This window comes from Oscillochloris sp. ZM17-4, from assembly GCF_019599295.1.
Lineage (GTDB): Bacteria > Chloroflexota > Chloroflexia > Chloroflexales > Chloroflexaceae > Oscillochloris.
In genome coordinates this window covers 5,319-19,439 of sequence record NZ_JAIEWN010000052.1, presented here as the reverse complement: position 1 = coordinate 19,439, position 14,121 = coordinate 5,319, and the positions used below count along the sequence as shown (strand labels likewise).

Genomic DNA, 14,121 nt, shown 5'->3' with positions numbered 1-14,121 from the left:
GTATATGCCCGACTACCTGCACAGCCTGGCCGAGCGCACCATCCAGACGCTGAAGGGCGACCGGGGCTACCGGATCGACCCTGCGCTGAGCGGGCGCAGCTTCCTCCAGGTGCTGTCATACCGCCTGGCGGCCCTGGCCCGCGGCGCCCTGCGCCGGCCATGGATCGGCGGGGGCGGCCCGCTCTTCCTGGGGCCGCGTGTGCGCCTGCGCCACCCGCAGCTGATCAGCATCGGGCGCAGCTGCATCATCGAGGAGCAGGTGCTGATCGACGCCCTCTCGCGCGAGGGGGTGCGCCTGGGCAACAACGTCACGGTCGCCCGAGGCAGCATCATCCAGTGTACCGGCGTGATCCAGAACCTTGGCACCGGCGTGTCCATCGGCGACAACTCCGCCGTCGGCTCCTTCTCCTTCCTGGGGGGGCAGGGCGGCATCCGGATCGGGCAGCATGTGATCATGGGGCCTCGGGTGAGCATCCACTCCGAGAACCATCGCTATGATGACGTGACCAGGCCGATCCGGCTCCAGGGCGAGAGCCGGGCCGGCGTGACGATCGGCGATGACTGCTGGGTCGGCACAGGCGCGATCATCCTCGACGGCGTGCGGGTCGGCCGGGGCTGTGTGATCGCCGCGGGCAGCGTGGTGACCCGCGATATAGCGGACGATAGCGTGGTGGCCGGCGTGCCGGCGCGGGTGATCCGCAGCCGGCGGCCGACTGAAGATACGACCCAGGAGCAGGATTCGTGAAAATCGCACTGATGGGCACGCGCGGGATCCCGGCCAGCTACAGCGGCTTCGAGACCTGTGTTGAGCAGCTGGGGCAGCGCCTTGTTGAGCGTGGTCACACGGTAGATGTGTACTGCCGCAGCCATCACATCACCTACGCCGAGCCGACCTACAAGGGCATGCGCCTGATCAAGCTGCCGACGATCACGAACAAGTACTTCGACACCCTGGCCCACTCCTTCATCTCCTCGGCGTATGCTCTGCCGCAGCGCTACGATATCGCGCTCTACTTCATCGCCGGCAACAGCCCGGTCACCTGGATCCCACGCCTTGTCGGTACAAAGACGATCCTAAATGTCGATGGGCTCGACTGGAAGCGCGAGAAGTGGCCGGCCTTCGCCAAGGCCTACATTCAGATCGCCGAGTGGCTGGCCACCTGGATGCCAAATGTCTACCTGACCGACTCGACCGTGGTGCAGGGCTTCTACCGCGACCGCTTCGGCAGCGAGCCGCCCTACATCCCCTACGGCTCTGATGTGGAGCGGCTCCCCCCCGGCGAGACGCTGGCCCAGTTCGGGCTTGAGCCAGGGAAGTACATCCTCTTTGTGGGGCGGATGGTGCCCGAGAATTGCGCGCACCACCTCGTCGAGGCTTTCCAGGGCCTCGACACCGATATGAAGTGCGTCATCGTCGGCGATGCGCCCTATGCTGAGGAATATAAGGCGCGCCTGCGCGATATTGCCGCGCGCGACCCACGTGTGGTGCTGACCGGCTATGTCTTCGGCAATGGGTACCACGAGCTTGGCTCGAACGCCAGCATCTTTGTGGAGACCTCTGGGGTGGGTGGCACCCACCCAGCGCTGATCGAGGCCATGGCCCACGGGGCCTGTGTGATCGCTAACGATACCCCCGAGAACTTGGAGACAATTGGCGATGCCGGCTTTAGCTACGCCGGCCGCCAGGGCGCGGCCAGCCTGCGCCCGCTCCTCGCCCGCCTGCTGAGCGACCCGGCAACGATCGCCGCCTATCGCCAACGGGCGACGACACGCGCCAGTACGGTCTATACCTGGGAGACGGTGACCGACGCCTATGAGGTGTTGTTTTACCAGACGCTCAACCGGCCGCTCCCTCGTCACTTGTGCAATACGCGTACGACACGTTAGATTTTCTGCCCCTTCCCACGCTGGTGCGTTTCGCCCGCGCCCGCGAGGGGCTGCCATGCCTGCATCACAATCATGCGCCACAGATATCCGGCACGGCATTGTGCATAACGCACTGATCACCATATGGAAGACGATCTACCATTCATTACTCTGACAAGCGGGTGAAGATCTAGATTTGCTGTATCAGGAAAGCAGTGGTACACTACGCCCGCTTCAGACGATCATTCCAGCACATCCATGGAGATAATGCGGCCACATTCGCCGCGCGCGGGGACACCCTGGAGTGTAGCGCAAGGTTCTACTATGCTTGAACGTCTGCGGACACGGCTGACTGGGAGCGTCCTGCTTTGGGACACATTCCTAACGCTCCTCGCGCTCTACGCCACAACGAGACTTCGCCCGCATATCGAGTGGGGGCTTGAGGTCAGCCCTGCCAAAGCCGTTCTTCCCTGGCAGCTCTACGTTGCCGTCGCCCTGATCTGGCTTGTGGTGATGTTTCTGCTCACCCCGCAGCGCGCCCTCTTCACCCGCGGCCTGGTCGAGGCGATCGGCCGCCTCCTGGCCTCAGTGGCCCTGGCATCGGCCAGCTTCGCCGGGCTGCTCTACCTCTCCTTCCGTGATGTCTCGCGTCTCCAGTTCCTCACCTTCGTCGCCTTCGACCTCGGCGCGCTGCTGGTCTTCCACCTGATCATGCGCTCCTATGTGCGCTTCCGCTTCCGCACCAGCTGGCAGCGCCGGGCCCTGGTGATCGGCGAGCCGGCCGCCGCCGAGCGCATGGCCGAGGAGTTCGCCCGCCGACCCTGGACGGGCGTGGTGGTCGCCGGCTACGCCAGCGATGACTATGACGCGCCATCGGCGGTGCCGCGCCTCGGCAGGATCGTCGACACGACCCAGATCGTCACCCAGAACGCGATCGACGAGGTGATCTTCGCCCTGCCCACCAGCCAGCACAACCGGATCGTCCAGCTCTCGCTGGACCTGCTCAACCAGCCGGTGATGGTGCATATGATGCCGGGCGTGCTCGACCTAACCTTCGCCCGCACCCCGGTGGAGACGGTCGGCGGCATCCCGCTGATCTCGCTGCGCGAGTCGGCGCTGACCGAGCCGCAGCGCGTGCTCAAGCGGATCTTCGACATGGGGGCCAGCCTGCTGCTGCTGATCATCCTCTCGCCGGCGATGCTGCTGATCGCCCTGCTGATCAAGCTCGAGTCGCCGGGGCCGATCTTCTTTATGCAGGAGCGGATCGGCGAGCAGGGTCGCCACTTCAAGATGGTCAAGTTCCGCAGCATGTACCAGGACGCCGAGCGGCGCTGGCACGAGGTGGCCCGCCGCGATGAGGACGGCAACATTGTCCACAAGAGCAGCGACGACCCGCGGGTGACGCGGGTTGGCCGCAAGCTGCGCCGCACCAGCCTCGACGAACTGCCCCAGCTGATCAACGTGCTGCTTGGCCAGATGAGCCTGGTCGGTCCGCGCCCCGAGATGCCCTACATCGCCGCCGAGTACGCGCCCTGGCAGTGGCAGCGCTTCCGCGTGCCCCCGGGCATCACCGGCTGGTGGCAGGTCAACGGGCGCAGCGATAAGCCGATGCACCTGCACACTGAGGACGACCTCTACTACATCCAGAACTACTCCTTCTGGCTCGACCTGCGCATCCTGCTGAAGACGGTCGCTGTGGTCTTCCAGGGGCACGGGGCGTACTAATGTTGCGTGTTGCGTGTTAAGTTGAGCACTACAACAGCGCCAGCCCCCGCGATCACTGGCCAGGATCGCGCCGTCTATCACCCGCTGCGCTGGCTGATACCCCTCGCCCTGCTCCACGGCCTGCTCTACCTGACGATCGTGCCGCCATGGCAGCACTACGACGAGCCGACCCAGTTTGAGTACGCCTGGCTGATCGCGAACCTCAGCCATCTGCCGAGCCGCAGCGACTCTGATCCAGCGCTGCGCCGCGAGGTGGCCGACTCGATGTACCGCTTTCGCTTCTACGACCCCGGCCAGATACCGGATCTGATGAAGCCCGAAGGCCCAACCCTCGGCGAGAACCAGCGCGTCCACCCCCCGCTCTACTATATCCTCGCCGCCCTGCCGCTGCGCCTCAGCTCCGGCCTGGCCATTGAGCAGCAGCTCTACGCCGCACGCGGGCTCAGCCTGTGCCTCTACGCGCTCACGATCGTGGCCGCATGGCGCGTGGCCAGCGTGGTCGTCCCCGATGAGCCGACTATGCAGCTGGCGGTGCCGCTGCTGCTGCTGCTCACGCCCACCTTCGCCGACCTGATGACGGCGGTGAACAACGACGTGCTGGTGAACTTCTGCGCGGTCGCCCTGCTGCTCGGCTGCGCCCTGCTCATCCGCGACGGGCTGCGCCCGGCACCGCTCGTCCTGGCGAGCCTTGCCCTCGGCACGGCCCTCGGCACCAAGCGCACCGCCGTGATCCTGATCGTGATCTATCTGCTGGCGCTGCTCTGGGCATGGCTGCGCACACCCATGCGCCCCTGGGTGGTCGCCGGTGCCATGCTGGGGGTGGCCCTGGCCCTGGCCATGTCCGGCCTGGAGCTCGGCCGCGCCGACGATGGCACCACGCTGCTCACGATACGCCCCTGGCTCAAGCAGTTCGACGTGAGCTACCTGCGCCTGAATCTGGACGCATGGGTGCGCTCGGCGACAAGTACCGCGCAGGCGGGAGATATCTACGAGCGCCTGCTCGTCGTCGGGTTTACCAGCTTCTGGGTGCGCTTCGGCTGGGGCCACGTCATGATCGGCACGTGGGCCGAGGTGTCGATGGCGGTGATCTGTGCCCTCTGCGGGGTCGGGCTGATCATCCAGGGCTGGCGCGGCCGCAGCCAGCTGCCGCTCTGGCAGGAGCGCTGCATCTGGCTCTTTCTGATCGCGATCACGCTGGGAGCGCTGAGCATGGTCGGGCGGCTACACCCGCTGCCGACAAACGGCACTAGCCCGTACATCCCGACGGGGCGCTATATCTTCACCATGATGCTGCCGATGATCTGGCTGATCGCCCTCGGCTGGCAGGGGCTGCTGCCCGCCAGATGGAAGCCAGCCGGGCCCTTCCTCCTGCTGGGGATCTGGCTCGGCCTCGATCTCATCTCCTGGGGCGTCGCCTTGTCCAACTACTACTATCGCTTCACCCTATGACAGACGTCTCCGCAGCACATGCCACGCGCACATACATCCGCTGGGCGCTGGCCCTGCTCGGGGCGCTGCTGCTGATCGCCCTCAGCCAGATCACAACGCTCGAGCAGGAGCAGGCGGACCCATCCCTCAACGATCTCGAGATCACGCTGGGCGGAATTCGCTCAATCGAGCAGACCTTCACCACCACACGGCCAGGCCTGGTGGGGCTGGGCGTGCGGATCAGGCCGGGCGACTCGGGCGATGCCGCGATCAGCATTCCGGTACACCTGCGCTACGCCGATGGGCCGCCGATCGATCTGGTAAGCGCCACCATCGTGGTGGGCAGCGCCGAGGATGGGGTGGTCAGCATCCGCTTCCCGCCGCTGATCGCATCACGCGACCCGTATCTGATCACCGGCACCCTTCGGCTCAGCCTCGATATCCCCGCGATCTCCCCGAACACTGGCCCGAAGATCACCTTACGCAAAAACTCTGGAGCCCAGGGCGGCATGAGCATCGACGGGACCCAGCAGCCCGATGTGGATCTTGCGATCACCACGCTCTACCAGATCCGCTGGGCCGATAGGATCTGGCCGATCTCAGCGATGGCTGCGGGCAAGCCAGGGCTCCTCGGGCAGCCAGCCTTCTACGTTCTGCTGGCCTACCTCTACATGCTTCTGATCGTCGAAGGTGCTCTCGCCCTGCGTCGGGCACAGACAGCAGACCCCGGCGGCCCGTGATGGCGCGACCCGACCCGCGCCGGCGACCCCCAGGGCATGAGCAACGCCCCTGGCCCCCCCGGCTGGCGACTGGAAGTCGCGCCAACGGGGCGCTGCGCGCCGGGTGTCGGCCTACGCCGACGCCGGATCCGCCCACGAAGGTGGGCGGTCGGCAGCAGGCCCTGCGGGCGTGAGTTTACTCGCCCGCTGACGTTGCTCATGCCCTGCCGGCGATCCGTAGAAGGTTGACGCAGAACAGGCCGTCTGCTACAATCCGGCGGCATTGCCCATACCTGCCACGACGGTGAAGAGAGCTCCTATGGATCAAGAGATCGACCTACGGCCATATATGCTTGTGCTCCTCAAGCGCTGGCGCCTCATCCTTAGCTGTGTGATCGGTCTCATGATCATAGGCATTGTGATTCCAGTCGCCGCACAGCAGCGCCGCAGCGCCAGCGCCGATATCATGATCGTCCCGGTGTCATCCCAGGTTACCCTTGACCCGCGTTTCCAGACGACGAGCGGAAGCCAGGCCACGACGCCGGCGGCCCAGCGCCAGGCCCTGATCGGCCTCGCCACTAGCCACGCTGTTGCCGAGAAGGTCTTTGAGGCAGTCGGCGCTGCGCCCGGGGGCAGTGAAGCTGATCCGATACAGGCTCTGATCGATCAGGTTCAGGTGTCATCGTCGAGCGACCTGCTCAAGATCACGGTGAGCGACCCCGACCCTGCGCGGGCGGTGAAGATCGCTGACGCATGGGGCCAGGCCTATGAGAGGCTCGTGGCCGATGTCTACACCCGCAGCCAGTTTCGCTCTGATCTCCTGGCCTCAGAGCTCACGGCGGCCCAGCAGCGCTACGACGGCGCCCAGCAGTCGCTGGAGACCTTCCTGGGCAGCGGGGAGATCATCCAGATGCAGAGCCAGATCGCGCAGCTGAACGGCCTGCTGGGCGGATCGCGCGAGGCGCAGCAGCTGCTGTACACAGACTATCTCTCGCGCACCCACCAGCTCGACCTGATTCTTGAGGACGCGCAGACGCTGCGCGATCAGGCCAACGCCTCGGGCGCGAGCAGCTTCTCCGATAGCTTCGCCGCCCTGCTGCTCCAGGCGCGGGCCGTTGGTGGAGCGGCGACGACCTTTCAGCTGAGCGCCAGCGACATCGGCTCGGTCGATGCGGCGTCCGGCAGCGCGCTCGCGAATCTGGATCGGCTGATCAGGGTCATCTCACAGCGCCGCGATGAGCTGCGCGCTCAGGCCGACGAGATCGCCAGCGCGATCGCCGACGACAAAGATACCGCGATGGGGATGGACTCTGCCACCCGAAATCGCTACATCAACCAGCTCGCCACGCTCAACCGCAGCTACGAGCAGCTCCGCGCCCAGCAGGATATCCTGACCCAGCAGCGCGATCTAGCCCGCGACACCCTGATACTGCTCCAGCGCAAGCGTGACGAGCAGGAGATTGCGCGCAGCTCGCCGCAGATCGAGGTGCGCTTCGTGAGCACATCCCTCGACCCAAAGCCATCAGTGGTGGCGCGGGCGGCGCTCAGCGGCATCGCGGCGGGGGTGGTTGGCCTGGTGCTCGGCGTCATGCTGGCCCTGCTCCTCGATGTGCTCCTGCCCGCCGTGCGCCGCCTCACGCAGCCGGCGCCAGCGCAGCCAGCGCCCCGCAGCGATAGACCCGCTGATCGCCCGATGACCGGCGACTAGTCGTCTGTCCATGTTCCTTTGATGGGTGGGGGCGCATCGCGATGCGCCCCTGTAGCCTCGCACAGCCCATCTGAATACGTCGGTCGTACGCTCGCCGATGGCCGCCATAGCAGATACCTAGATATATGATAACGGACCGCCCGATCCTCTCAGTGATCATGCCGTGCTATAACGAGGCCGCCACGCTCCCCGACATCCTGGCGAAGGTCTGGTCGGTCAACATCGACAAAGAGATCATCGCCGTCGATGATCACTCCTCGGACGACACCCTCGCGATCCTCCAGGCGGCGGCGGCGGATAACCCGCGCCTGAAGGTGATCAGCCACCCCGTAAATAGCGGCAAGGGCGCGGCGGTGCGGAGCGGGATCGCCCACGCCCGTGGCCAGATCACGATCATTCAGGACGCGGACCTGGAGTATGACCCAGGCGACTACTACGGCCTCGTGCAGCCCATCATCGATGGGCGCGTCGATGTGGTCTATGGCAGCCGCTTTATGGGCAGCCACACGGGCATGTACTTCTGGAATGCGATCGGCAACAAGGCGCTGACCTTTCTGACCAACTTCCTCTTCAACTGCTGGATCTCGGATATGGAGACCTGCTACAAGGCCATGCGCACCGAGATCATCCGCAGCCTAGACCTCGAGAGCAGCGACTTTCGCCTTGAGCCGGAGATAACGGCCAAGGTGCTGCGCCGCGGACACCGGATCTACGAGGTGCCGGTGAGCTACCTCGGTCGGACCTACGAGGAGGGCAAGAAGATGAAGCCGAGCCAGGGCTTCTACGCCATCTTCGCCCTGGTGAAATACCGCCTCTGGCCATAAATCGGGGGCATGGGGCGACAGCGCTGTGCCGCACGGCCACGCGTCGTAGACGGCGCGGGCAAGTTGTGGTACAACAATACAGGCAAGGGTACAGGGTACAGGACACAGGGCACGTCGCAGATGACGTGCGCCTGCCTGTACCCTGTGCCCTGTACCCTGTGCCCTTCGAACAAGGAGAGAGACTTGCGAGTCGCAATGCTGAGCGTCCACAGCAGCCCCCTGGCCCGCCTCGGCGGCAAAGAGGCAGGTGGGATGAACGTCTATGTGCGCGAGCTGGCGCGCGAGCTGGGCAGCCGTGGCGTCCCGGTCGATATCTTTACACGCAGCCAGGATCGCCGCGCGCCGACAGTCGAGCCGATGTCGTGCGGGGTGCGCGTGATCAACCTGCACACCGGCCCCGCCGCGCCCTACGAGAAGGACTGGGTGCTCACCTACCTGCCGGAGTTCGTGAGCCGCGTGCGCTGCTTCGCCGAGGGCGAGGATCTCTCCTACGACCTCATCCATAGCCACTACTGGCTCTCGGGGGAGGCGGCCCTGCGCCTGCGCCGCAGCTGGGGGGTGCCGGTGATGCATATGTTCCACACCCTCGGCGCGATGAAGAATAGCATCGCCCGCAGCAAAGAGGAGACCGAGACCCTGCGGCGGATCGCGATCGAGCGCCGCCTGATGCAGGAGGTCGACACGATTGTGGCGGCGACGACCCTCGACCGGGCGCAGATGGTCTGGAACTATGGCGCCGACACTGAGCGCATCCGGGTGGTGCCGTGCGGGGTGGATCTGCGCCGCTTTCATGTGCAGGGCCGATCTGCCGCCCGCGCCCGCCTGGGCCTGCCCGAGGATGAGGAGCTGCTGATCTGCGTGGGCCGGATGGAGCCGCTGAAGGGGATGGACGCGCTCATCCGCGCCCTGGCGCTGCTGGCTGAGGCGGAGCCCGCGCGGCGCGACCGCCGGCGCGTGCTGCTGATCGGCGGCGATGATGAGTCGCATCCGGGCGAGTGGAATAGCGAGCAGCGCCGGCTCAACGCCCTGCGCCACCAGCTGGGCGTGGCCGACCGGGTGAGCTTCCTGGGGGCGAAGCCGCAGGATCAGCTGGCCGACTACTTCGCCGCCGCCGATGTGGTGGCCGTGCCCTCGCACTACGAGTCCTTCGGGATGGTCGCCCTGGAGGCGATGGCCTGCGGGGCGCTGGTGATCGCCTCGAACGCCGGCGGCCTGGCCCTGACGATCGAGGACGGGCGCGGCGGCCTGCTCTTCCCCCCCGACGATCACGCGGCGCTGGCCGGCCTGATCCGCCGCGCCCTGGACGACGCCGCCTACGCTGAGGAGCTGCGGGCCGGGGCGCGGCGCCGGGCCGCAGAGTACGGCTGGCCGAGCGTCGCGCGGCGGATCACCGCGATCTATGAGGATCTAGTGATGGCCAACGCCGCCGCCCGCGCCGCCCGCCGCCCGCTAGCCCAGGTCTCGTAGTGCGCTTTCAGCGCAGGGGTTAGGAGTTGGGAGTCGGGGGTTGGGCGCTGCAACGCGCGAGCGCCCTGCCTCGTGCCCAACAAGGTCGCTTGAACCTGCACTAGGATTGCCGATTGCCGATAACAGAGTGGCCCAGCGGAAACGCGGAAGCATCGCTTCCGCGTTTCCGCTGGGCCAATCACATGAACTCTAGACGAGCTCTGCAACCTGCAATCTGCAATCTGCAATCTGCACGACCGCCGGCCAGCGCGTCACGTGGGCCTCGATCGTGTCGTCGTTAAAGGCGCAAGCGACCGAGATGCGGTGGTGTCCATCAAGAATATAGTAGCTCTCGCCAATCTGCACGAGCTCGACAGGGGTCAGCGGGTGGCCCTCGCTGCGCATGGCCGCCAGGGTAACCCAGCGATCACGAATATGCTCGTGGAGCGGGGCGAAGCGCCGGTCGAAGTCGTGGACGCGGCCCTCGCTGCCACAGATCTGGCTGATCGGCACTGTCTGGAGGCCAAGGATCTCCTCGGCGCTCGGCGGCGGCGGCGACTGGATATCGGCCAGGCAGAGCAGGGCGGAGCTGCGGCCCCTGAGCGAGTCGATCAGGCGGCCGACCCAGCCGTGGCGCAGGACGCGGTCGAAGTGGCGCTGCGCGATGACGCGTGACTGTACCTGCCAGTCATAGCGGTAGGCTCGGCTACGCTGCCGGGGGCTTTCTAGCTGTCTGGGTGTATGATGTGGCTGCATTGCAACTCCTCGGCCGCGCCGCAGATGGGCGCCACTGCCTTCGGCCATATGGTAGCACGTTGTGCGTATGTGAACGTCGGAACAAAGGCGCTTGCGGACATCCGTCGTTCGATGTATGTTGTGCTACGACGTATGTCGTAGGGCCAGAGGCGCGCGTATGGCGATCACAGGGATCATCGTGGCGGGCGGGCGATCGCGGCGGCTGGGGTTTGACAAGCGGCGCGTGCGGCTGTGGGGCGATGCGGGGCCGACGCTGCTGGAGCACACGCTGGGGGTGCTGGCGCCCCTGTGCGCCGAGCTGCTGGTGGTGCTGAACGACCCGGCGGAGTGGCCGGGGCTGGCGGCGCGGGTGGTGGGCGACCGCTACCCCGACGCGGGCGCGCTCGGCGGGATCTACAGCGGGCTGACGGCGGCGGCGCTGCCGACGGCTCTGGTGGTGGCCTCCGACATGCCTCTGCTCAACGCCGGGCTGCTGCGGGCACTCGCCGAGTCTCCGTTCGATGGCGATGCCCTGGTGCCGCTGGCGGTCGGGCCGGCCAGCCGAAGCGGGCGCGAGCCGCTGCACGCGGTGTATCGGGCGAGCTGCCTGCCCGCCATGCGCGCCGCCCTGGAGTGCGGCAGCTACGGGGTAGCCGCGCTGCTCGCCCGCCTCCAGATGGCGATCCCTGACCAGGCCATGATCGCCTGCCACGACCCGGGCGGGCGCGCGATGCTCAACATCAACACCCCGGACGACCTGGCCCTCGCCCGGCGGCTGATCGCGGGCGTCTAGGATCACTTGTCTGGCGCGCTCCTTACCTATATGCAAGAGCAATCCCCCAAACAATACGGTTGTCCTATGTGGCGATGCACGGCTTTTGCGCATCACAGCGCAACATAGACGCGTAAGCTCTGCGCTTGACAAGGCTATACCCTGGTATTATACTTTGGGTCAACACTCAGTTTTTTATTTATGTTGAAAGTATGCACTCCGCCAGGGCAACGCAGGACGCACCTGCGCGCCCCCTGATGAACAGGCTATCTGTTCGTCCCCCAAGCCGCGAGCGTCTGGAAAGGGAATCGCTAATGAGTGGAAAAGCAGCGAAGGATCCGCGCTTTCCGGATCTCTCCTTCACCGTGATGAGCGGGGCACGCTCGACACGGGTGCCCGGAGGACGGACGATCCAGGAACTTGAGCCGGAGTACAAGGTCAAGGGGCGAACGACATTTAGCGCGCTCTTTAAGTACGACCCGTTCGACTTCTGGGTGGGGCCGTTCTATGTCGGGTTCTGGGGATTTCTGGGGGTGCTGGCGATCATCGCCGGCTCCTACTTCTACCTGACCACGACCGTGATCAACGGGCCGTACTCGATCCCGCAGAACTTCTTCGCTGGCCGGATCGACCCGCCGCCGGCGAGCGTGGGGCTGGCCCTCGTCACACCGGGGCAGCCCGGCTTCATGTGGCAGATGACGGTCTTCTTCGCCACGCTGGCCTTCTTCAGCTGGATGATGCGTCAGGTCGACATCAGCATGAAGCTGGACATGGGCTACCACATCGCGGTGGCCTACGGGGTGGTCTTCTCGGCCTGGTCGACGATCCAGATCATCCGCCCGATCGCGATGGGCCAGTGGCACGAGGGCTTCGTGCTCGGCGTGATGCCGCACCTGGACTGGGTGTCGAACTTCGGCTACCGCTACAACAACTTCTTCTACAACCCCTTCCACGCGATCGGCATCACCGGCCTGTTCACCTCGACCTTCCTGCTCGCCGCCCACGGCTCGCTCATCCTGAGCACGGCGCAGTACCGCGGGCCAGAGGGCAACGATATTGAGGATACGTTCTTCCGAGACGTGCAGTACTACTCGGTGGGCGAGACAGGCATCCACCGCCTGGGCTTCATCGTCGCCTGCGGCGGCGTCCTCTCGGCCGACCTATGTATTCTACTCTCGGGCTGGGTTGTGAAGGACTGGGTAGGCTTCTGGAGCTTCTGGAACACCCTGCCATTCTGGAGCGGCGTGTAGCGATTAGAGGAGCGACTATGGCAACGATGACACCGCCCTCCGGGGATCTTAAGCTGGGACCGGGCCGCGATAGCAGAATCGGCAAGGCGCTCTTTCTGCCAGTGCTGGAGAACCTGGGCTTTGACAGCCAGTTCGGCCCCTACTACATCGGCTTCTGGAATATCAGCGCCTTCTTCAGCGGCCTGGCCTTCACCTTCATCTGGCTGACGGTGATGCTCTCGCAGGTGGCATGGAACCCGATCGCCTTCGCGAAGTACTTCGTGGTGCTCCAGATCGACCCGCCGTCGGCGCGCTACGGGCTGAGCTTCCCGCCCCTGGAGCAGGGCGGCTGGTGGCTGATCGCCACCTTCTTTCTGACGCTGTCGATCTTGTGCTGGTTCATGCACATCTACACGCGGGCGCAGAGCCTGGGGCTCAAGCCCTACCTGGCCTACGGCTTCTCCGGCGCGATCATCCTCTACCTGGCGATCTATATCATCCGGCCCATGTGGATGGCCGACTGGTCCGAGGCACCCTCGCACGGGATCAAGGCGCTGCTGGACTGGACGAACAACGTGAGCGTGCGCTACGGGAACTTCTACTACAACCCCTTCCACATGCTCTCGATCTTCTTCCTGCTCGGCTCGACGGTGATCCTGGCGATGCACGCCGGCACGATCTGGGCGCTGGAGAAGTACGCCGCCCACGAGGAGTGGGCTGAGCTCCAGGCTCCGGGCACGGGCACCGAGCGGGCGCAGCTGTTCTGGCGCTGGTGCATGGGCTTCAACGCCAACGCCTACACCATCCACATCTGGGCCTTCTGGTTCGCCTGGCTCTGCGGCGTCACTGGCGCAATTGGCATCTTCCTCAGCCAGCCGGCCTTCGTGAACAACTGGTTCCAGTGGGGCGTCGAGGCTGGGATCAACTTCCCGCAGGCACCGCCCGTTGGCCCGTAGATCACTGAGGCGCTGAATAGTTGAGGCACTGAGGGCAAAATCGCTCCTCAGTGCCTCAACTATTCAGCGATTCCGTGATTCAGCGATGAGCTCTTGCAGCGCGGCGGCGACCACCTGAAGGTCGCCGCCGTTTTCTGCGCTATCGACCACCCAGATGTCGGCGCCGACCACCAGTTCCAGGGCGACGATCGGGCGCACTTGGCGCAGCAGGGAGCCGACCATCAGCGGGCGCCGGCGCAGGCGTATGGCGCGCACCTGATCGAAGGCGAGGATCTGGCGGCGCGGCTTTCCCACCCGGCTGACCTGGATGAAGGTGAGGCTCGCATCATCGGCGTCGGCGATGATCTGGTTGCTGGTGGTGATCGCGGCGTAGCCGCCGATGGCCCGCCGCATGCCCAGGCTGCCAAGCACGCCGGCGACGATGGCGGCGAGGGCCGCCACGCCGAAGCCGGCGCCCTGGGTGTTGGCGATCAGCCCGCTGATCAGAATGAGGGCCGCCGCCAGGATGAGGGCCGCCCCCCCGGCGGCGATCCGGTAGCCCGGCCCGCGATTCGCATCCGGCAGCGACTCGAGCACTAGACGGCCTGGCCCGCGCTCGCCGATCCGGTAGTAGGGCGTTAGCCCTAGCCGCCGGCCCACCCGCTGGCGTGGGGCGCTCGCATCTACTCGCTCGCTCATGATCTCACCTCATCTTCGGCGAAGGAACCTTCCTG

At 65.7% G+C, this 14,121-nt stretch carries 13 protein-coding genes; 11 read left to right on the top strand and 2 right to left on the bottom strand.

Going from position 1 to position 14,121, the window contains the following annotated elements; all coding sequences use genetic code 11:
* The first annotated feature begins 4 nt into the window (after positions 1-4).
* The 8 genes from K2Z83_RS24190 to K2Z83_RS24155 all read left to right on the top strand — a co-directional run bounded on the left by K2Z83_RS24190 (position 5) and on the right by K2Z83_RS24155 (position 9,737).
* Positions 5-745 (top strand): DapH/DapD/GlmU-related protein, encoded by a 741-nt coding sequence (locus K2Z83_RS24190; protein WP_220597743.1) that lies wholly within the window; start codon positions 5-7, stop codon positions 743-745.
* A complete protein-coding gene (locus tag K2Z83_RS24185; RefSeq protein WP_220597742.1) occupies positions 742-1,887 on the top strand; it encodes a glycosyltransferase in 1,146 nt (381 codons plus the stop codon). Before K2Z83_RS24190 ends, K2Z83_RS24185 begins: the two co-directional genes overlap by 4 nt.
* A gap of 303 nt (positions 1,888-2,190) precedes the next feature.
* Positions 2,191-3,591, top strand: a complete 1,401-nt coding sequence (locus K2Z83_RS24180) for a sugar transferase (protein WP_220597741.1) — start codon at positions 2,191-2,193, stop codon at positions 3,589-3,591.
* 21 nt (positions 3,592-3,612) lie between these two features.
* Positions 3,613-5,040: a hypothetical protein gene (locus tag K2Z83_RS24175; protein WP_220597740.1), complete on the top strand. Its 1,428-nt coding sequence runs from the start codon at positions 3,613-3,615 to the stop codon at positions 5,038-5,040.
* Positions 5,037-5,759 carry a hypothetical protein gene (locus K2Z83_RS24170; RefSeq protein WP_220597739.1) on the top strand — a complete coding sequence of 241 codons (723 nt, stop codon included), beginning with the start codon at positions 5,037-5,039 and terminating at the stop codon, positions 5,757-5,759. The genes K2Z83_RS24175 and K2Z83_RS24170 overlap by 4 nt, the downstream gene beginning before the upstream one ends.
* Positions 5,760-6,057: 298 nt before the next feature.
* On the top strand, positions 6,058-7,446 hold the full coding sequence (locus K2Z83_RS24165) for a Wzz/FepE/Etk N-terminal domain-containing protein (RefSeq protein ID WP_220597738.1): 1,389 nt from the start codon (positions 6,058-6,060) through the stop codon (positions 7,444-7,446).
* 125 nt (positions 7,447-7,571) lie between these two features.
* On the top strand, positions 7,572-8,270 hold the full coding sequence (locus K2Z83_RS24160) for a glycosyltransferase family 2 protein (protein ID WP_220597737.1): 699 nt from the start codon (positions 7,572-7,574) through the stop codon (positions 8,268-8,270).
* A gap of 183 nt (positions 8,271-8,453) precedes the next feature.
* Entirely contained in the window at positions 8,454-9,737 is a 1,284-nt protein-coding gene (locus tag K2Z83_RS24155; protein WP_220597736.1) for a glycosyltransferase, read from the top strand.
* A gap of 189 nt (positions 9,738-9,926) precedes the next feature.
* On the opposite strand, the gene K2Z83_RS24150 is transcribed toward K2Z83_RS24155, so the two are convergent.
* Positions 9,927-10,472: a hypothetical protein gene (locus K2Z83_RS24150; RefSeq protein WP_220597735.1), complete on the bottom strand. Its 546-nt coding sequence runs from the start codon at positions 10,470-10,472 to the stop codon at positions 9,927-9,929.
* A gap of 157 nt (positions 10,473-10,629) precedes the next feature.
* Here K2Z83_RS24150 and K2Z83_RS24145 point away from each other — a divergent pair, with 157 nt between their 5' ends.
* The 3 genes from K2Z83_RS24145 (at position 10,630) to pufM (ending at position 13,408) form a co-directional block, all read left to right on the top strand.
* Positions 10,630-11,244 carry a molybdenum cofactor guanylyltransferase gene (locus K2Z83_RS24145; protein ID WP_220597734.1) on the top strand — a complete coding sequence of 205 codons (615 nt, stop codon included), beginning with the start codon at positions 10,630-10,632 and terminating at the stop codon, positions 11,242-11,244.
* 293 nt (positions 11,245-11,537) lie between these two features.
* Positions 11,538-12,473, top strand: a complete 936-nt coding sequence (locus K2Z83_RS24140; RefSeq protein WP_220597733.1) for a photosynthetic reaction center subunit L — start codon at positions 11,538-11,540, stop codon at positions 12,471-12,473.
* 17 nt (positions 12,474-12,490) lie between these two features.
* The gene (gene pufM / locus K2Z83_RS24135) at positions 12,491-13,408 is read left to right on the top strand and encodes a photosynthetic reaction center subunit M (RefSeq protein WP_220597732.1); all 918 of its coding nucleotides are present in this window, start codon (positions 12,491-12,493) and stop codon (positions 13,406-13,408) included.
* A 63-nt stretch (positions 13,409-13,471) separates the two neighbouring features.
* Here the strand turns inward: pufM and K2Z83_RS24130 are convergent, their stop codons facing one another.
* Positions 13,472-14,086 (bottom strand): hypothetical protein, encoded by a 615-nt coding sequence (locus K2Z83_RS24130; RefSeq protein ID WP_220597731.1) that lies wholly within the window; start codon positions 14,084-14,086, stop codon positions 13,472-13,474.
* Positions 14,087-14,121: the final 35 nt, after the last annotated feature.